Source organism: Ruegeria sp. CG8 (genome assembly GCF_056537165.1).
Window position 1 is genome coordinate 361,299 of sequence record NZ_JBQFRA010000003.1, and the last position, 17,792, is coordinate 379,090.

A 17,792-nucleotide genomic window follows, 5' to 3' on the forward strand; every position below is an offset into this window, starting at 1 on the left:
TACGCGGGATATGGCATTACGACAATTAAGGCTTGTTCCATCTGAGGGTTGGAAAATCTAATGAGCAAGAAAAAGGTCGGCCTGCCCCCGCTGGACTGGCTGCGCGTGTTCGAGGCGGCCGGGCGGCTGGGCGGATTCTCTGCCGCGGCGCGCGAGTTCGGCCTGACCCAGGCGGCGGTCAGCCAACGTATCGCCAATCTGGAATCCTGGCTGGGTCGGTCCCTGTTCGTGCGCGAGGCGCGCGGCGTGTCGCTGACGGTCGAGGGCGAAAGCTATCTGCCGCTGGTGCAGGACAGCCTGCGGGCGTTGGAACGCAACACCGAGGATCTGTTCGGCACCGCCCCGCGCGCGTTGCGGGTGGCCGGGCTGTCCTCGCATATCCAGGCGCTGGTCCTGCCCAGCCTGGGGGCATTTCGCGCCCTGCGGCCCGAGGTGCAGGTCACCACGGATTCGGTGGCCCGGCGGTCCTCGCTGGAGGACGAGCGGACCTGGCTTCAGATCCGCTATGGGCGCGGCAGCTGGCCGGGGCGCGCCGCCGACCTGATCGCGCCCGAGATTCTGACCCCGATGGCGGCGCCGGGCGTCAGCTGGGGCGCGCCGGTGATCGACCTGCGCGGCGAACGGCCCGGCTGGCAGGACTGGATGCAGAAGACGGGCGACACGGATCTGCCACGCACCGGTCTGAGCTTTGATTCGATGGAACACGCCCTTGGCGCGGCGCGGCAGGGGCTGGGGGTCGCCTTGGGGTCGGTCGCTCTGGCCTCGGCAGATCTGGCCTCGGGCCGTCTGATCCGGCTGGGGCGTCCCGATTTGAAAACCCGCGACGGATACTGGCTGACCTGGCCGCGGGACCGGGCGCAGTCGAAAAAGCAGCAGGCCCTGATCGGCGATTTCCTGCAGGCCCTGCGCGCGGCGGTCTGAGCGGTCAGAAATCGATCGCGATGCCCTTCTTCTCCCAATCGCCATAGCGCGCGGGATCGAGGCCGTCGCGTCCGCCCAGCTCCTTGGGCAGGGGTTTGGCCTCGGCTTCAGCCTTGCGCCGGCGCTCTTCGGCCTCGGCCAGGGCGCGCCGGGCGGCGGGCGGCAGGTCTGTGCGGTCGTCGCTCATGACATCGGGTTCCTTTCCGTGCATGGCCTTGATATACGCCCTCGTCCGCTGATGGCAATGCGGGCGAAAACCTTGCAAAGGCGGTTTCATGACCAACACCCCGACTGCGGCGCGGCGCAGCGCCATCTATCTGCTGGATCAGATCCTGGGCGAGGGGCGCTTGCTGTCCGAATGCCTGGCGGCCGGGGCGCTGGACCGCCTGGCCCCCGAAGACCGCGCCCGGGCGCAGCGGCTGGCGCTGGAGACCCTGCGCGGGCTTGAGCGCGCCGACCGCCTGCTGGAGGAGCATCTGCGGCGCACACCGGCGCTGACCGTCCAAAACGCGCTGCGTCTGGGAACGGTCGAACTGTGCCAAGGTGAGGCTGCGCATGGCGTCGTGAACGCGATGGTCGATATCATCGGCCGCTCGCGCAAGCACGGGCGGCTCAAGGGGCTGGTCAACGCGGTTCTGCGCAAGATCGCAGCCGAAGGCCCCGAGGCCTGGCCGAAGATGCGGGTGCCGCGCCTGCCGGACTGGCTGCGCGAACCGCTGATCGCGGCCTGGCGCGCGGAGGCGGTCAAGGGCATGGAGCAGGCCCATTTCGCCGGCGCGCCGCTGGACCTGACGCCAAAACCCGGCGCAACGATCCCCATGGGCACCGAACTGCCGACCGGCTCGGTGCGGGTTGCTGACGCGGGGCAGGTCTCGGCCCTGCCGGGCTATGCGGCCGGAGACTGGTGGGTGCAGGATGCCGCCGCCGCCTTGCCGGCGCGGATTCTGGCGCCCCGGCCCGGCGAGCGGGTTCTTGACATGTGCGCCGCGCCCGGCGGCAAGACGCTGCAACTGGCGGCGGCGGGGGCTGAGGTCACCGCGCTGGACATTTCCGAGGCCCGGCTGGCGCGGGTGCGGGAAAACCTCGAACGGACCGGTCTGTCGGCCCGGGTGGTCGCCGGAGACGCGCTGGACCATCAGGGCCAGTACGACGCGGTCCTGCTGGACGCGCCCTGTTCGGCGACCGGCACCATCCGGCGGCACCCGGATCTGCCCTTTGCCAAGGACGGCTCCGAATTCGGTGGGCTGATCGCGTTGCAGGCCCGGATGCTGGCCCATGCCTGGACCCTGCTGAAACCCGGCGGGCGGCTGGTCTATTGCACCTGCTCGCTGCTGCCTGACGAAGGCGAAGTGCAGATCGAAGAGGCTTTGCCGCAGCATTCCGACATGCAGGTGGACCGTGCCGCGCTGCAGGTGCCCGGCGTTCAGCCCGACTGGCTGACCGAGGAAGGCGGGCTGCGCCTGCGTCCCGATTTTTGGGCCGATCTGGGCGGAATGGACGGGTTTTATATCGCCTGCCTGAACAAATCGGCCTGACCGGTCGCTTTTCGATGACTTGACGAACCGGCCCGGCTATCGTTGGTTCAAACGCCAGCAGAGCGGCAGGGGCAGAGCAACACACGTCATGTCGAATTCGGACACCATGGCCAACCGATGGGTGCGGTTTCAGAACCGTCTCTACGCGCGCCTCAGCCAGCGCCGGAAACCCGTCAGCGGCTTTGTCGGTCAGCCCGAGCCGCGCACCGTCGGTTCATTTGCGCGCGGGCGGCAACTGGTGGCGGGAAATCTATTGTTTGCCGGTTACCTTGTAGAAGCCCCGGACACGGGCTTGTGGGAGGTCGTGGCCCCCAACGCCGCATTCGATGCTGAACGCCACGGGTTTGCCTGGCTGGACGATCTGGCCGCGGTGGGTGATGCCGCGGCACGGGAAAAGGCGCAACGCTGGGTCTGGGGCTGGATCGAAACCCACGGCAAGGGGCAGGGTCCGGGCTGGGCTCCGGACCTGACCGGACGCCGCCTGATCCGCTGGATCAATCACGCGCTGTTCCTGCTGCGCGGTATGGACGAGGCCCATAGCCGCCTGTTTTTCCGGTCTCTGTCACAGCAGACCTGGTTCTTGTCCAAACGCTGGCACGCGGCGACACCGGGGCTGCCCCGTTTCGAGGCGTTGGCAGGTTTGGTTCAGGCCGGTTTGGCGCTGGAGGGGATGGAAGACATCTCGGACCCGGCCGTTCGGGCTTTGGCGCGGGAATGCGAGGCCCAGATCGACGCCCAAGGCGGCATTCCCACGCGGAATCCTGAGGAACTGCTTGAGGTCTTTACCCTGCTGGCCTGGACATCCGCTGCGCTCAGCGAAGTGGGGCGCGGTACGCCCGCCGCTCAGACGGCAGCAATCAAACGGATTGCCCCGACCCTGCGCAGCCTGCGTCATGCAGACGGCGGGTTGGCCCGGTTTCACGGCGGTGGCCGCGGTATAGAAGGCCGGTTGGAACAGGCGCTGGCCCAAAGCGGGGTCAAGCCCAAACCCGTCAAAGGTCTGACCATGGGCTATGCCCGTCTGGCCGCCGCCCGCACCACGGTGATCATCGACGCAGCACCCCCGGCCAAAGGGGCGGCCTCGTACATGGCGCACGCCTCGACGCTGGCTTTCGAGCTGACCTCGGGGCGACGGCCATTAATCGTCAACTGCGGTTCGGGCGAAAGCTTCGGGTTGGAGTGGCGCCGGGCCGGGCGGGCCACGCCTTCGCACTCGACCCTTTGCCTGGATGGATACTCCAGCGCCCGGTTGGCTGCCCCGACCAAGGGAACCGCGAACGAAGCGCTGGTGGATGGCCCGAGCGAGGTGCCGGTAGAGTTCGAGGATTCGTTCGAAGGCGCGCGCGTGATGGCGGGCCATGATGGGTACGCCAAGGTGTTCGGACTTACCCATGCCCGTACGATCGAGCTGCGCTTTGACGGGCGCGAGGTAACAGGTGAAGACATCCTTCTGACGGCCACCGACAAGGCAAAACGCCAGTTTGACCGGGCGGTTGACGCATCCAAGCTGTCAGGGATCGGTTTTGACATCCGGTTTCACCTGCATCCGGACGTGGACGCAGCGCTGGATCTGGGGGGGTCTGCGGTGTCGATGGCGCTCAAAAGCGGCGAGATCTGGGTTTTTCGCCATGACGGCGCCGGAAAATTGTCTCTTGAGCCAAGCGTTTATCTGGAAAAAGGCCGTCTGAAGCCCCGCGCGACAAAACAGATCGTTCTCTCCGGCCGCGCAATCGAGTATGCGACGCGCATCCGGTGGACGCTGAGCAAGGCGCAGGATACAGCCTATGCCGTGCGCGACGTGCACCGGGACGAGCCCGATTTCGACTGAGCCAAAAGGATCTTTGGACCCATGACCGACCTTCACCCCGTGCGCCGCGCGTTGCTTTCCGTTTCCGACAAGACCGGATTGATCGATCTGGGCAAGGCCCTGGCCGACCGCGGGGTCGAGCTGCTGTCGACCGGCGGCACCGCCAAGGCGCTGCGTGATGCGGGGCTTGCGGTCAAGGATGTCAGCGAGGTCACGGGGTTCCCCGAGATGATGGATGGCCGGGTCAAGACGCTGCACCCGATGGTGCATGGTGGCCTGCTGGCGCTGCGCGACAATGACGCCCATGTGGCGGCGATGCAGGAGCATGGCATCGGCCCGATCGACCTGCTGGTGGTCAACCTCTACCCGTTCGAGGAAACGGTGGCCAAGGGCGCGGGCTATGACGAATGCATCGAAAACATCGACATCGGCGGTCCCGCGATGATCCGCGCCGCGGCCAAGAACCACACCTTCGTCAACGTGGTGGTGGATGTCGAAGACTACTCGGCCCTGCTGGATCAGCTCGAGGAAAACTACGGCAAGACGTCGCTGGGCTTCCGCCAGTGGCTGGCGCAGAAAGCCTATGCCCGCACCGGAGCCTATGACGCAGCCGTGTCCAGCTGGCTTGCCGACGCGCTGCAGATCGACACGCCCAAGCGCCGCGTGTTCGCCGGCGAACTGAAACAGCCCCTGCGCTATGGCGAGAACAGCCACCAGCAGGCGGCGTTCTATGTCGATGGCTCGGGCCGCCCCGGCGTCGCCACCGCCGTGCAGCATCAGGGCAAGGAACTGAGCTACAACAACATCAACGACACCGACGCCGCCTTTGAACTGGTGGCCGAGTTCGACCCGCGCGACAGCGCCGCGTGTGCCATCATCAAGCACGCGAACCCCTGCGGCGTGGCCAAGGGCGCGACGCTGCTCGAGGCATACAAGGCGGCGTTCGACTGCGACCGGACCTCGGCCTTTGGCGGGATCGTGGCGCTGAACCGGCCGCTGGACGCGGAAACCGCGCGCGAAATCACCGGCATCTTCACCGAGGTCGTGATCGCCCCCGGCGCCACCGACGAGGCCAAGGCGATCTTTGCCGCCAAGAAGAACCTGCGCCTGCTGACCACCGAGGCGCTGCCCGACGTGCGCGCCGGCGGCAAGACCGTGCGCCAGGTGGCCGGCGGGCTGCTGGTGCAGGACAAAGACAACGGGCATATCGAGATGGATGACCTCAAGGTCGTAACCAAGCTGGCCCCCACGCCTGAGCAGATGCGCGATCTGCTGTTTGCCTGGAAAGTGGCCAAGCACGTCAAGTCGAACGCCATCGTCTACGTCAAGAACGAGGCCACGGTGGGCGTCGGCGCCGGTCAGATGAGTCGAGTGGACTCCGCCCTGATCGCCGCCAAAAAGGCCGAGCGTATGGCTGAAAGTCTGGGCCTGCCCGAGCCGCTGACCATCGGGTCGGCCGTAGCCTCGGACGCGTTCTTTCCCTTCCCCGACGGGCTGATGGAGGCCGCCGCCGCAGGCGCGACCTGCGTGATCCAGCCGGGCGGGTCGATGCGCGATGACGAGGTGATCGCCGCCGCCGACGAAGCCGGTCTGGCCATGGTGTTCACCGGCATGCGGCATTTCCGTCACTGATGCGGGCCCGGGTTCTGCTCTGGGCCGGGCTGGCCGCATTTGTGATCGACCAGCTCAGCAAATACCTGGTGGTCCACGTGTTGCGCGTGGCCGACCGGCCCGGCGGCATCGACGTATTGCCGCCGCTGCTGACCTTTCGGTACGGCGAGAACCGCGGCATCAATTTCGGCCTGTTTCAGGGCAATTCCGAAGCCGCGCGCTGGTTTCTCATCGCTATTTCGCTGGCCATCAGCATCGGCGTTTTCGTCTGGCTCTGGCGCACGACCGCATCAACGCGGATGCTGGTTTTCGGCGGATTGCTGATCGGAGGAGCGTTGGGGAACGTGGTTGACCGGGTGTTGTATGGATACGTTCTGGATTTCCTGAACATGTCCTGCTGCGGCATCAACAACCCGTTCGTCTTCAACCTCGCCGACGTGTTCATTTTCGCCGGTGCCCTCGGGTTGGTGCTGTTCGAAGGCAAAAAGCCCTCGTGACGCGCCGGATGTTATGCGATAAAAGCGCCTGAAACAGGCTGGAGACCAAGATGCGGATGCCGCGCGCCATTATTGCTCTGACACTTGCTGCTGCGGTCGCAGGATGTTCCGATATCGGCCTGCGCCATCTCGAAGCGCCGGGGCCCGGGCCTGACGAGTTTTCGGTCATGCCGGTCAAGCCACTGACCCAGCCCAAAGATTATGCGTTTCTGCCCGCGCCGACGCCGGGTGGCGCGAACCTGACCGACCCAAACCCGAATGCCGATGCCGTGGCTGCGTTGGGTGGAAATCCCGGGGCGCTGAACCCCGGCACTGGTATTCCGTCGTCTGATGGGGCGCTGGTGACGGCTTCCAGCCGCTATGGCGTTTCCCCCAACACCCGCCAGGTTCTGGCGCAGGAAGATGCGGATTTCCGCAAACGTCAAAGCCGTTGGACGCGGTTGCGCCTGTTCAAGGTGGACCGCTATTCGCAGGTCTACAAGCGCAATTCCATCGATCCCCAGGTGCAGACCGAAGCTTTGCGAAGACAGGGCGTGGAAACACCCTCGTCGCCGCCGGATGAATAATTCTTAACTTTCCGTCATCGCTCTTGAACCCGTTCGGCGTCACCGTAGTTTGAACACCGTAACGAAACGGAGGATGCCCCATGGCTCGGGCCTTGGCGTTTTGCGCCGCTTTGATGACCGCAACCCCGGTTTTGGCTGAAACCGGGCACGAGGCCGTCACCACCTTTACCCTGGATAACGGCATGGATGTCGTCGTGGTCGAAGATCACCGCGCGCCCGTGGTTCAGCACATGGTCTGGTATCGGGCCGGATCGGCGGACGAGCCGATCGGGTCGTCAGGTGTGGCACATTTCCTCGAGCATCTTCTGTTCAAGGCCACCGATACGATGGAGGCGGGCGAGCTTTCCGCCACCGTTGCGGCCAATGGGGGCAACGACAACGCCTTCACCTCGTATGACTACACGGCCTATTTCCAGCGCGTGGCCGCCGACCGGCTGGAGTTGATGATGAAGATGGAGGCCGACCGGATGCGCAACATCCGGCTGACCGAGAGCGACATCGCCACCGAGCGCGACGTGATCCTGGAAGAGCGCAACCAGCGTACCGAGAACAACCCCCGTGCCCTGTTCGGCGAACAGATGAGCGCGGCGCAGTATCTCAACCACCGCTACGGCGTTCCGGTGATCGGCTGGAAGCACGAGATGGAGACATTGGACATGGAGGACGCTCTGTCTTTCTACCAAACCTATTATGCGCCTAACAATGCGATCCTGGTGGTGACCGGCGATGTGGATCCGGCTGAGGTCAAAGCCTTGGCCGACACCTATTATGGTGTGATCCCCGCCAACCCGGACCTGCCTGAACGGGTCCGATCACAGGAGCCGCCTCAGACCGCCGAGCGGCGGCTGACCTTCAAGGATGCGCGGGTGTCGCAACCATATGTTCAGCGCAGCTACCTCGCGCCCGAGCGTGATGCCGGTGCGCAGGAAAAGGCTGCGGCGTTGTTCCTGCTGGCCGAACTGCTGGGCGGCAGCACCACGTCCTACCTGAACGAGAAACTGCAGCTTGAACAGCAGTTGGCTGTATATGCCGGGGCGTTTTATCGTGGGGTGTCGCTGGATGACACGACCTTTGACCTGATCGTTGTTCCGGCTGAAGGCGTGTCGCTGCAAGAGGCCGAGGATGCGATGGATCAGGCGGTGGCCGATTTCATCGCCGAAGGCGTCAACCCGGAGGATCTGGACCGGATCAAGATGCAGCTGCGCGCCGCACAGGTCTATGCCCGAGACAACGTCGATGGAATCGGCAACCGCTATGGCCGGGCGCTGACCAGCGGCCTGACGGTCGAGGACGTGCAGGCCTGGCCCGACATCCTGCAGGTCGTCACCGGCGAAGAAATCATCGCCGCCGCGCGCGAGGTGCTTCAGCCCGAAGCGTCGGTCACCGGCTGGCTGATGCGTGATGACGAGGTGACCCAATGATCCGTTTCCTTGCCCCCTTGATCGCCCTGCTGATCGCGCTGCCTGCCTGGGCCGAGATCAAGGTTCAGGAGGTCACCTCGCCCGGCGGCATCCGGGCCTGGCTGGTCGAGGATCACTCGATCCCCTTCACCGCGCTGGAGTTGCGGTTCCGCGGGGGCACCTCGCTGGACGATCCCGACAAGCGCGGTGCGGTCTACCTGATGAGCGGCCTTCTCGAAGAAGGCGCGGGCGACATGGATTCCCGCACCTACGCGCGGGCGCTGGAATCTCTGGCCGCGTCGATCGGATACAGGGCCACCGATGACAGTGTTGCGATCTCGGCCCAGTTCCTGACTGAAAACCGGGACGACGCCGTTGAGCTGCTGCGCACCACCATCCAGAAACCGCGCTTTGATCAGGACGCGATCGACCGGGTTCGGGCGCAGGTCCTGTCCGGGCTGCGCTCGGAACAGACCGACCCCAATGACATCGCGGGTGAGGCATTCGCCAAGATGGCCTATGGCGATCATCCGTATGGATCCAACGGCAAAGGCTCGATCGACAGCGTATCGGCCCTGACCCGGGACGACATCATCGACGCATACAAAGGCGTCTTCGCCAAGGACCGTCTGTATGTGGGCGCAGTGGGCGACATCACACCCGAAGAGTTGGGTGCATTGCTGGACAATCTGCTGTCGGACCTGCCCGAAACGGGCAAACCGATTCCCGGGAATGCCGAGGTAACGATCCCCGGCGGCGTCACCGTGGTCGAGTTCGACACGCCGCAATCGGTGGCGCTGTTCGGCCAGAAGGGCATCGACCGCGACGATCCGGATTTCTTTGCAGCCTACATCCTGAACCACATCATCGGCGGCGGCGGCTTTGAAAGCCGCCTGATGCAGGAAGTGCGCGAAAAACGCGGCCTGACCTATGGCGTCGGGACCTATCTGGTGCCCAAGGATCTGGCCTCGGTCTATCTGGGGTCGGTATCCTCGGCCAATGACCGGATCGCGCAGGCTATCGAGGTAATTGGCGACGAATGGCGGCGCGCCGCGACCGAAGGTTTAACCCAGAAAGAGTTGGACGACGCCAAGACCTATCTGACCGGTGCCTATCCGTTGCGCTTTGACGGCAATGCCCAGATCGCGGGCATCATGGTGGGCATGCAGATGGAAGATCTGCCGATCGACTACATCGCGACCCGAAACGACAAGGTGAACGCGGTGACGCTGGACGAGGTGAACCGCGTCGCGGCCGAGCTGCTGGACCCGGACGGGCTGCATTTCGTGGTTGTAGGCAAACCCGAGGGGCTTGAGACCACGAACTGACGCGAAGGGCCGGCAGTCGGCAGGCCTTTTGCAAAACTCCCGACGAGCGGTCATTCAGCGCCGCTCGCCCCGGGACCCCGTGATCCGGAAGCGTGTGCAACCTCTGGATCGTCCGCGTATCCGGCACCCGTTCCGTAAAACCGGTACGGTGTTCACGGTCATGCGGGTCCACCGGCGGGCTTGTTTCACTTGATGGACAGATGTCATCATGAAGCGGAACTGTTTTCGCGGGTAAGGAAGGATCATTGATGCCTTATAATTTCTGGCATTCGAAGTTGACCGACCCTCCCATCCACGTCCCGGCGATTGGACTGCAGTTGTTTGTCCGGATACCGCACGACACCACCGACGAGAATATATCGGTCATAGAGACAATCAACGAACCGGGGTTTGGCCCGCCTCTGCACCGTCACCCACAAACTGAAATCTTTCGCGTTTTGGACGGGCAGTATCTCTATGAGTGCGATGGTAAGCGCTTTGTTGCAGAAACAGGGGATGTCGTAACGATCCCCGGGGGCGCCGCGCATGCGTTTCGCAACCTTTCCGACGGGCCGGCGCGGCAACTGGTCATGATACTGCCATCCTTCGACACGGTCGCCTTTTTCAACGGGCTGGGAGACATCATGGCAGACGGAGTTCCCGACCGGGACGTGCTGAATGCATTCTCCGAGAAATGGCAGATCGAGTTTCTGGGGCCGCCCCTGCAGCTTTGACGTCAGTCCAATTTGCCTCGGGCGCCAAAGTTGGCGGCTGCGTCAAGCATTCACCGGGTTTTCGCGTTTCTTTTCCGGCCAGAACTCATCCACGACCACGTAGGCTATGATGACGAACAGGGCCGCGCTTGCGACTTGCAGAACGCGAGTGATGCTTTTGACATCGGCCTCGTCCGAAAACGGTGAAATCGACCCGCCGTAGACAATCAGGACCGTCGTCAGGGCCGATCCGGCGGCGGCGGCCAGCGGGATCTGGGATTTGCCGAGCGCGCCCAGCGTCACGCAGGCGAAAAAGCACAACAGGATCGGCGTGAGAATGACCGGCGCGATGACGTTGACTTCGTAGCAGATGATGGACGCCGCTGCGCCGAGCAGGTTTGCCGTCAGCATCGCCTTGGCCACGGCTTTGCCGGCGGCAGGCATCGCAGCGAGCTGCTGGCTGAGAAGGGCCACAAAGAACAGAACCAACAGGGCAGACGCACCAGCCACAAAAAACGCCAGGGCGAAAGGAACCGTGACAAGCGACATTCTGACGATGCGCCGATGCTTGTCAAAGTCAGCGGCGGATGCGGCTTTGGCCTGCGTGGCGTTCTGGGGGGCGGCCGGAATCAGCGTGAACATCAGCGTCGATACGAAACCGGCAAACAACAGATTCAGCGGGATCCAGAATACAAGCACCAGCGCCAGATCCTGAGATTGCAGAACGAGGTTGGGGATCATCAGCGCCCCCATCAGGGCGATGACGCCCGGCAGGACACCGGCACCAGACACGGACCATATGAAGGACAGGATTATCCCGATCGCCACCAATATCAGAAACACGACCGGATAGGGCGCGAAAACCGATGAGAGCAGGAAAGAAACGAACATCAACGCAATCGAGAAAACGAACAGTTTCGCAAACGCGGCCAGGGGCAACGCGGTAGGTGCCTGAAGGAAGAGCGCGGTGAACACCGCGCCAACAACCGCCAATGGCCACCCGAGAAAAAGCCCCAAGGAAAAGACGGCGGTCACACCCAGTGCAAGTCTGTAAACGGCGTTTCTGTCCTCAGTACGCATAAGAAAAGATCGAAACCAAACGAATGTATGTCCGACCGACCGCGTTCAGTATCCCGTTGTCGCTGAGGTACATGATGACATCCGCCTGACCGTTCAACTGAAACCTGAGGTCGTCTTCCGCGCTTCCGGCCTCGTAGCCCGGCAGTATGATGCGCACGGGAAACCGTTCAGGTTCACGCAGAAAGCCTTTGGTGCTCGGCGGGCTTGCCAATTGTCCGGGTGTGTCGCCGCCACTCAGCGAGACCGCCGCGCTGAAGCTTTCGATTTTGCCCGGGATGATCTGACCGGGGTGCATATCCAGCACGACATCCACCGGAGACCCGACGGTGGCGCGCCCCAGATTGTTCTCGGTGAAATACGCCTCGATCCACACGTCCGTCGCATCAAGAAACGTCAGCAGATCCTGGCCGGACCGGGCGTATGTGCCGGGTGCAATCAACAAGTTGGATATGACGCCCGTAGCCGGCGCGCGCAGTTCGGTCCATTCCAGATTGAGCTCGGCATCGGCCAAAGCCGCCAAGGCACGTTGGATTTTGGGATTCTCATTCCCTTCGTCCCCAAGCCTTTGCTTGGCCTTCTCCAGATCTGCTTTGGCGTTTTCATAGTTCGCCTCGGACTCGGCCAGCTGGCCTCGGGCATCGTCGGCTTTCGAGATGGCAATCAGCCCTTTCTTCTCGAGCGCGAAGACCCGCTCCGTCTGAATGCGCATCGTATCCAGATCGCTCTGCGCGCGGGCCAACTTGGCTTGCGCCGCACTTACCTCGGCCGAGGACGCACCCACCTCCTGAGTGGCCGCCTCAAGGTCGGCCTGGGCTCTGTCGCGATCAATCTCGTAGGGTCTCGGGTCGATCCGAACCAGCAGATCGCCGGCCGAGACGACCTGCCCGTTTTCTACCAATACCTCGATCACGGTTCCCGTGACCTGCGGAACGATTTGGGTCGCCACGGCCTTTACCCGTGCGTTCCCGGTGAACGGCGTCTTGCGGTCGGCAACCAGATACCAGGTGAGGAAGATGAGAATGACGGCCAGTGTCGTCCAGATCGTCTTCCTCATTTTGCGGCTCCCTCGGCGGTGTCATCGGTCGTTGGTGAGGCGTCGATCCAGACCTTGAATAACTCGTAGAAGACGGCGAACAAGACCGGACCCATGAAGATGCCGATCAGGCCATAGGCCATCATCCCGCCCAGCACCCCGATGAGGATCACGAGCATCGGGGTCTCCAGGCCTTTTGAAATGAAAACCGGCCGCAGGAAGCTGTCCATTATGCTGACGGGAATGGCCAGAACGGTGAAGATCAGCGCCGCACCGCCGGACATGGAACTCCATGCATAGATGACCAGCGGCAGAAGGACGAGGCCGGGGCCGATCTGGATGATCGAGAGGATCAGGCAGATGAACGCCAGCGTCGCGGCCGAGGATATCCCGAACAGCGCCAACAGGACCCAGACAACGACGGCCTGAATGGCGGCAACCCCGATTACTCCCTTGGTGACGTTCCGGATCGTGGCCCCAGCCAGAGTGACGAATTCGCCGCCGCGTGGCGCAAAGACGCGGTTGGCAAAGCGCTGAAGGCCCTGCACCAGATCCGGTCCGGGGCTGAACAGGGCGCCCATGATCAACACCGACAGCGCAAGGCCGAGAAGCCCGATTCCGATCCCCAGGACTTTGCCAAAGAGCGATTTGGTGATCTCGAGGATTTGTGGGCCGTATTTTGCAAGCGCACCATCCAAGTTCCGTTCGAACATGCCCCAGGCATCGGCAAGCTTGGCGCCGACCAGAGGCAGATCCTTCAGGCCTTCCGGCGCCGGCGGTATCTTCAACTCGCCCTTGTCAGCTTGCTCGGCAAACTCGGACCCCAGTTCCGCAGCCCCAGATACCGCCGTTGCTACCGGCCCCAATGTGAGAACCAGACCCAGCAAAACCAGGATCGTCGTTGCCAGCTTCTTCCGTCCTCCCAGCTTGGACTGAAGCCAATCGAAGGCCGGATAAAGCGCAACGCAGAGAATTGTGGCCCAGATGACCACGCTTGCAAGCGGGGCGACCATGACCAAGGCGCTGTATAGGAACAGCCCGAGAAACAGCAACCTTATCGCAAGATCGACAATCTTTGCGTCCTGAGTCTTTTCCATTCCATCCCCCTGGTATGTTTTTCCGTATGTTACACTCAAAAAAGCAAATATGTATATTTTTTGAGCTTTTAGGGGTTTCCGGCAGAGCGGTGGTTGACTCAGCCCCCACTTTGCAAGCGGATCCTGAGGTGCAAAGCACGCGGCTGCTCACCTTGCCAGAGCCTATTTTTGCGAGGTCTCGTCGTCTTGGGACAGGATCGTGTCGGCCACGGTCGTGGCGGCGGTGACGAAGATACCCAGACCCACGATTATGTACGCCATCGTAAAGATCTTGCCCGCAGCGGTTTCGGGAGAAAAGTCGCCAAAACCCACGGTCGAGATCGTTACTACGGAAAAATAGACGGAGTCCAACCAGCTCCACCCCTCGACAAAATGGTAGAACACGGACGCCCAAAGGATCATTCCGACGGTGAAGGCGAGTATGCCCTTCACTCTGCCGTCCTTGAATGCGACACCTATCCCACGCGTTATTCTGGTTAGTGAATTCATCATGCCCTCATTCGCAAAAGAATTCACATATAGCAGTAAATGGATGATTGTGTGAATCCAAAGGGTGAGTTGGCCCGGGCAACGGCGATCTCGTGGCCTCGGAAGGCGCGCGAAACATGTATTCCATTAACATGATGGATAAATGCTCTAGGGTAATCACATGCTGAATCGGGACGCTGAGGGATAACGTGCGAATAATTGTCAAAGGTGTCTTGATCTGTTGCGCGGTCGCGCTTTTGGTTTTTGCCGCGGCTTGGTTGTTTCTGTCTTCCGCTTTGTTCTCGTCGGTGCGGACCAGTTTCGTTGAGAACCTGATCTCAAAAAAGCTGGGTCAGCAGGTTTTGATTGAGGATGAGGTGCGTTTGGGCCTTGGCCGTCAGTTGCAGGTATCAGCATCTGGACTGGTCCTTCCCGCTACGCCCAAGGCCGAGGCGGATCTGGCAGCGATTGATCAGATCGAATTCGAAGTATCTGCACGGGACCTGTGGAACAGCAAGCTGTCGGTGAGCAATCTTTCAGTGTCGGGGGTTCATCTGAACTTGATCAAAGACGAAGAAGGCGTGACCAACTGGCAGTCCTTTTCGCGCGCCGGGGCCGAAACCGACAAGACTGCGGAACGCCCGACCCAACCTTTGGCCGGTATCCTGACGGATAGCACGATCGACCTCAAGGATGTCACCGTACTCTATCAGAACGACCTGAACGGCATTGGACTGGACTTGCAGCTTCCAGAACTGGTTTTGCAGCGCGATGCCGAAACCGATGTTGCCTCGGCGGTCGGAACGGGGTCGCTCAACGGTCAGAGTTTTGACTTGAAGGGCACGTTTCCGCCCCAGGACCCGTTCCAAGTGGCATTGAACTTTGATCAGATTTCGGTTGAAGCTCAACAGATTCCTGTTGAGACCGGCCTTCAGGTCAAGGCGACCCTCGAGGTCGATCAATTGGGTCAACTGCTCGATGTCTTGAAACTCAACCGCGTGTTGGAGGGTTCGGGCAATGTTGGTGCAACATTCAAGCTGGCAGACGGCGTCGCAAGGGTTGATGACCTGTCTGTTCTGGCCGAGCTGGATGGTGGCCAAAGCCTTTCCGTCACCGGACAAATCGGGGAATTGGGCAATCCAGAAGACGTTTCTCTGACGACCCGCATTCGCCTGTATCCTGAGGATGCCGAGCCGGCGCCGGCAGCCTCGCGGTATGACCTCAAGCTTATTGCCGTGGATATGGTCATCGACAGTGTCCCTGGACAGGTCCCGCAACGGCAGATGGTCATCAAGACGAACGGTTTCACCTTGGACACCTCTGGTGAGGGCCCGCCGCCGATCAAATTCTCCGAGCTTGCCAGAACGCCCGAAGGCGCCCTGAGCGTGGGCAACATCAATTTGAGGATCGGAAACCCTGCCGATCCGTTTATCATTCTGACCGGTTCGGTCGAGGATGCGTTGCAGTTGCAGGGCGTATCCGCCGAAGGTTTGATCGATATTCCGGCAAGCAGTCTGATCTCGCCCGAACTGCTGGGCCCCGATGACCAGCTGGGCAGGTTTTCGGGAAACTTTCATTTGAACGGAAACATCGAACAGCTTGCTTTGACCAATCTGGATGGTCAGACAAGCGAAACCGAGGTCTGGAGCCTGGAGGTGCACGGGTCCGTAGAAAATGTCCTCAAGTTCGAGAATCTGGATCTGGCAATCGACGTGGATGTTCCGTCGGGCGCAGATCTTCTGAAGGCCTTGTCGCTGGAGCCGGTGGACACCGGTCGAGCCCATCTTGAAATCGACCTGGTAAGTGAAGGCACCGATTGGAATGCCAAAGCCAATGTCGAGGTTTCCGAGTCGGTCTTGAAAATCGCGGCGGATCTTGATGACGCAACAAGCGATCCCGTGCTGCAGGGGTCGATCGAGAGCGATCTGATAAAAATCGATCAAATCCGGACCATCGTTCAGGCGGCCGCCCAACTGCGCAAGATAGGTGGTTCACCGCCGGAGCAGGAAGATGCCGAGCAAGGCGACGGTGACACAGGTCCGTTGAGGGATGTGACCCTCAAACCCATCGGGCGGGCCATTTTGCTGTCGGGTGTGAATGTAGATGTCGACATAGACCTGCGTCACATTGAGGGTGCAAAGGGCATCAGCAGCCTGCAGAGCGAACTGACTCTGGACGAAAACGAGCTACGGGCCGGACCTCTGAAGTTTGAATACGGAGGTGGTCATTTCGACGTCAGCGGGCAAATGGATCTTTCGAATGAGGCACATCTGCTGACCCTGACCGGAAAGGCGGGCGGATGGCAGTTGGATGACCTTCTGCAAAACCTGAACTTCAAGAAAGGCGCCAGCGGCACGGTGTACGCAGATTTCTCGGTTACGGGGGGCACGGATACCGTCAAGCAATTCGTCGGCAGTATGAGTGGCAATGCCACGGTTTCCATGCGTGACGGTTCGATCGAAACCCAGCTTCTGGATCTGGCCGGGCTGGGTATTCTTCCGTGGGTATTTACCAAGGAAAAACAGAAAGTGGCGCCAATCGTGTGCCTGCGCGCGCCGATCAGCATTTCCAACGGAAAAATCGAGACGAAACAGACGACGCTGGAAACAGATCATGTTCAGGTCGTTGTCTTTGGCGCTGTCGACCTGACGGACAAGGTGTTGGACCTGAACATCCAACCAAGAAAGATTGGCGAGCCACTTGCGCGCAGCCCGTGGCCAGTGACCCTGAGGGGCGCGCTCGCTGAGCCCAAGGTCAAAGTCAAGGATGGTCCGAAAAGGCTGAAGCGGTCGGATGGTGCAGACCAGATGCCGGCACAAAGAAAGCTCTGCATCCCGGATATCCTGCAGTTGCAGTAGAGGCGGTTTGCCAAGCGGCCACGGCCCTGCCTGTGTTCGGCAAGGCCGGCCGAGCCTGTCGGACGCGGATCACCCCTTTTTCATGCTGCGCAGCATCTGCCCCATCATCTGGCCGAACTGACCCGAGCCGCGCTGATACAGCGCCCCGTCCACGGCCAGAACCGTACCGCTGACATAGCTGGCCATGTCCGAGGCCAGGAACAGACAGGCGTTGGCCACGTCCTGGGGCGTGCCCCAGCGGCCCAGCGGCACGTCTCGGCGCAGCTGCTCGCCCGCGTCGGGGGTGGGGGCCAGACGCTTGGCGCCCTCGGTGCCTTCGATGAAACCCGGCACCACCGAGTTCACCCGGATGCCTTCCACGCCCCATTCCATCGACAGGGTGCGGGTGATCTGATCGACCCCCGCCTTGGCCGCGCAGACATGGGCCTGGCCCTCGTAGGGCAGATAGGATTGCGGGGCCGAAATGTTGATGATGTTGCCGCCGGGCCGTTTCAGATAGGGATAGGCGCCTTTCAGCACATGCACAGTACCCATCAGGTCGATCTCGACCACGGTGCGGAAGGCGTTGACCGACATCTCCGCCATCAGCGCCGGGAAGTTGCCCGCCGCCCCCGAAACCAGCACGTCGAAATCACCGAGCGCCGCGTGGAACTGTTCCAGCCCCGCGGCGACCGCCTCGGCATCACGCACGTCGAAGGCCGCGCCGATGGTCTCGGCCGCGCCGGCTGCCTTCAGCGCGGCGATGGTGTCGTCCACCTTCTCCTGCGAGCGGCTGGCCACGGCCAGTTTGGCGCTCGAGGCCGCGAAGGCCTCGGCGATGCCCCGATTGATACCGCTGGTCCCGCCGATGACGATGACCGTCTTTCCTGCAAAGTCCATGTAGAGCCTCCCGCTTTGGA

General features: G+C 62.0%; 16 protein-coding genes. 10 read left to right on the forward strand and 6 right to left on the reverse strand.

Annotation, left to right across the window (positions count from 1 at the left end):
• Nucleotides 1-60 precede the first annotated feature (60 nt).
• The gene (locus ACR0EF_RS11935) at nucleotides 61-921 is read left to right on the forward strand and encodes a LysR family transcriptional regulator (RefSeq protein ID WP_170372905.1); all 861 of its coding nucleotides are present in this window, start codon (nucleotides 61-63) and stop codon (nucleotides 919-921) included.
• A gap of 4 nt (nucleotides 922-925) precedes the next feature.
• On the opposite strand, the gene ACR0EF_RS11940 is transcribed toward ACR0EF_RS11935, so the two are convergent.
• Entirely contained in the window at nucleotides 926-1,108 is a 183-nt protein-coding gene (locus ACR0EF_RS11940; protein WP_170360604.1) for a DUF1674 domain-containing protein, read from the reverse strand.
• 88 nt (nucleotides 1,109-1,196) lie between these two features.
• Between ACR0EF_RS11940 and ACR0EF_RS11945 the strand changes: the two genes are divergently transcribed.
• The 8 genes from ACR0EF_RS11945 (at nucleotide 1,197) to ACR0EF_RS11980 (ending at nucleotide 10,378) form a co-directional block, all read left to right on the forward strand.
• Nucleotides 1,197-2,456 carry an RsmB/NOP family class I SAM-dependent RNA methyltransferase gene (locus tag ACR0EF_RS11945; RefSeq protein WP_170372906.1) on the forward strand — a complete coding sequence of 420 codons (1,260 nt, stop codon included), beginning with the start codon at nucleotides 1,197-1,199 and terminating at the stop codon, nucleotides 2,454-2,456.
• A gap of 88 nt (nucleotides 2,457-2,544) precedes the next feature.
• On the forward strand, nucleotides 2,545-4,284 hold the full coding sequence (locus ACR0EF_RS11950) for a heparinase II/III family protein (RefSeq protein ID WP_170372912.1): 1,740 nt from the start codon (nucleotides 2,545-2,547) through the stop codon (nucleotides 4,282-4,284).
• 21 nt (nucleotides 4,285-4,305) lie between these two features.
• Nucleotides 4,306-5,895 carry a bifunctional phosphoribosylaminoimidazolecarboxamide formyltransferase/IMP cyclohydrolase gene (gene purH / locus ACR0EF_RS11955; protein ID WP_170372913.1) on the forward strand — a complete coding sequence of 530 codons (1,590 nt, stop codon included), beginning with the start codon at nucleotides 4,306-4,308 and terminating at the stop codon, nucleotides 5,893-5,895.
• Nucleotides 5,895-6,371, forward strand: a complete 477-nt coding sequence (gene lspA, locus ACR0EF_RS11960; RefSeq protein WP_170372915.1) for a signal peptidase II — start codon at nucleotides 5,895-5,897, stop codon at nucleotides 6,369-6,371. The genes purH and lspA overlap by 1 nt, the downstream gene beginning before the upstream one ends.
• Nucleotides 6,372-6,421: 50 nt before the next feature.
• A complete protein-coding gene (locus ACR0EF_RS11965; RefSeq protein ID WP_170341119.1) occupies nucleotides 6,422-6,937 on the forward strand; it encodes a DUF3035 domain-containing protein in 516 nt (171 codons plus the stop codon).
• Nucleotides 6,938-7,017: 80 nt separating this feature from the next.
• Nucleotides 7,018-8,358, forward strand: coding sequence for a M16 family metallopeptidase (locus tag ACR0EF_RS11970; protein WP_170370234.1), 1,341 nt, complete (start codon nucleotides 7,018-7,020; stop codon nucleotides 8,356-8,358).
• Nucleotides 8,355-9,665 carry a M16 family metallopeptidase gene (locus ACR0EF_RS11975; protein ID WP_170370232.1) on the forward strand — a complete coding sequence of 437 codons (1,311 nt, stop codon included), beginning with the start codon at nucleotides 8,355-8,357 and terminating at the stop codon, nucleotides 9,663-9,665. Before ACR0EF_RS11970 ends, ACR0EF_RS11975 begins: the two co-directional genes overlap by 4 nt.
• A gap of 275 nt (nucleotides 9,666-9,940) precedes the next feature.
• Complete coding sequence (locus ACR0EF_RS11980) at nucleotides 9,941-10,378, forward strand: cupin domain-containing protein (protein ID WP_217354739.1); 438 nt, start codon at nucleotides 9,941-9,943, stop codon at nucleotides 10,376-10,378.
• A 42-nt stretch (nucleotides 10,379-10,420) separates the two neighbouring features.
• On the opposite strand, the gene ACR0EF_RS11985 is transcribed toward ACR0EF_RS11980, so the two are convergent.
• From ACR0EF_RS11985 to ACR0EF_RS12000, 4 genes are all read right to left on the reverse strand, one after another.
• Complete coding sequence (locus tag ACR0EF_RS11985) at nucleotides 10,421-11,437, reverse strand: DUF2955 domain-containing protein (RefSeq protein WP_170372917.1); 1,017 nt, start codon at nucleotides 11,435-11,437, stop codon at nucleotides 10,421-10,423.
• Nucleotides 11,427-12,491: an HlyD family secretion protein gene (locus ACR0EF_RS11990; RefSeq protein WP_170370224.1), complete on the reverse strand. Its 1,065-nt coding sequence runs from the start codon at nucleotides 12,489-12,491 to the stop codon at nucleotides 11,427-11,429. Before ACR0EF_RS11990 ends, ACR0EF_RS11985 begins: the two co-directional genes overlap by 11 nt.
• Nucleotides 12,488-13,567 (reverse strand): AI-2E family transporter, encoded by a 1,080-nt coding sequence (locus ACR0EF_RS11995; protein ID WP_170372918.1) that lies wholly within the window; start codon nucleotides 13,565-13,567, stop codon nucleotides 12,488-12,490. Before ACR0EF_RS11995 ends, ACR0EF_RS11990 begins: the two co-directional genes overlap by 4 nt.
• A 162-nt stretch (nucleotides 13,568-13,729) precedes the next feature.
• Nucleotides 13,730-13,999 (reverse strand): potassium channel family protein, encoded by a 270-nt coding sequence (locus ACR0EF_RS12000; RefSeq protein WP_367646414.1) that lies wholly within the window; start codon nucleotides 13,997-13,999, stop codon nucleotides 13,730-13,732.
• Between the two features lie 314 nt (nucleotides 14,000-14,313).
• Between ACR0EF_RS12000 and ACR0EF_RS12005 the strand changes: the two genes are divergently transcribed.
• Entirely contained in the window at nucleotides 14,314-16,893 is a 2,580-nt protein-coding gene (locus ACR0EF_RS12005) for an AsmA family protein (protein WP_170372920.1), read from the forward strand.
• 69 nt (nucleotides 16,894-16,962) lie between these two features.
• On the opposite strand, the gene ACR0EF_RS12010 is transcribed toward ACR0EF_RS12005, so the two are convergent.
• Nucleotides 16,963-17,772 (reverse strand): SDR family oxidoreductase, encoded by an 810-nt coding sequence (locus ACR0EF_RS12010; RefSeq protein WP_170372921.1) that lies wholly within the window; start codon nucleotides 17,770-17,772, stop codon nucleotides 16,963-16,965.
• Between the last annotated feature and the right edge of the window lie 20 nt (nucleotides 17,773-17,792).

Coding starts and splice junctions, on each gene's coding strand:
- ACR0EF_RS11935 (WP_170372905.1), top strand. CDS start 61: ATGAGCAAGAAAAAGGTCGGCCTGCCCCCGCTGGACTGGCTGCGCGTG.
- ACR0EF_RS11940 (WP_170360604.1), bottom strand. CDS start 1,108: ATGAGCGACGACCGCACAGACCTGCCGCCCGCCGCCCGGCGCGCCCTG.
- ACR0EF_RS11945 (WP_170372906.1), top strand. CDS start 1,197: ATGACCAACACCCCGACTGCGGCGCGGCGCAGCGCCATCTATCTGCTG.
- ACR0EF_RS11950 (WP_170372912.1), top strand. CDS start 2,545: ATGTCGAATTCGGACACCATGGCCAACCGATGGGTGCGGTTTCAGAAC.
- purH (WP_170372913.1), top strand. CDS start 4,306: ATGACCGACCTTCACCCCGTGCGCCGCGCGTTGCTTTCCGTTTCCGAC.
- lspA (WP_170372915.1), top strand. CDS start 5,895: ATGCGGGCCCGGGTTCTGCTCTGGGCCGGGCTGGCCGCATTTGTGATC.
- ACR0EF_RS11965 (WP_170341119.1), top strand. CDS start 6,422: ATGCGGATGCCGCGCGCCATTATTGCTCTGACACTTGCTGCTGCGGTC.
- ACR0EF_RS11970 (WP_170370234.1), top strand. CDS start 7,018: ATGGCTCGGGCCTTGGCGTTTTGCGCCGCTTTGATGACCGCAACCCCG.
- ACR0EF_RS11975 (WP_170370232.1), top strand. CDS start 8,355: ATGATCCGTTTCCTTGCCCCCTTGATCGCCCTGCTGATCGCGCTGCCT.
- ACR0EF_RS11985 (WP_170372917.1), bottom strand. CDS start 11,437: ATGCGTACTGAGGACAGAAACGCCGTTTACAGACTTGCACTGGGTGTG.
- ACR0EF_RS11990 (WP_170370224.1), bottom strand. CDS start 12,491: ATGAGGAAGACGATCTGGACGACACTGGCCGTCATTCTCATCTTCCTC.
- ACR0EF_RS11995 (WP_170372918.1), bottom strand. CDS start 13,567: ATGGAAAAGACTCAGGACGCAAAGATTGTCGATCTTGCGATAAGGTTG.
- ACR0EF_RS12010 (WP_170372921.1), bottom strand. CDS start 17,772: ATGGACTTTGCAGGAAAGACGGTCATCGTCATCGGCGGGACCAGCGGT.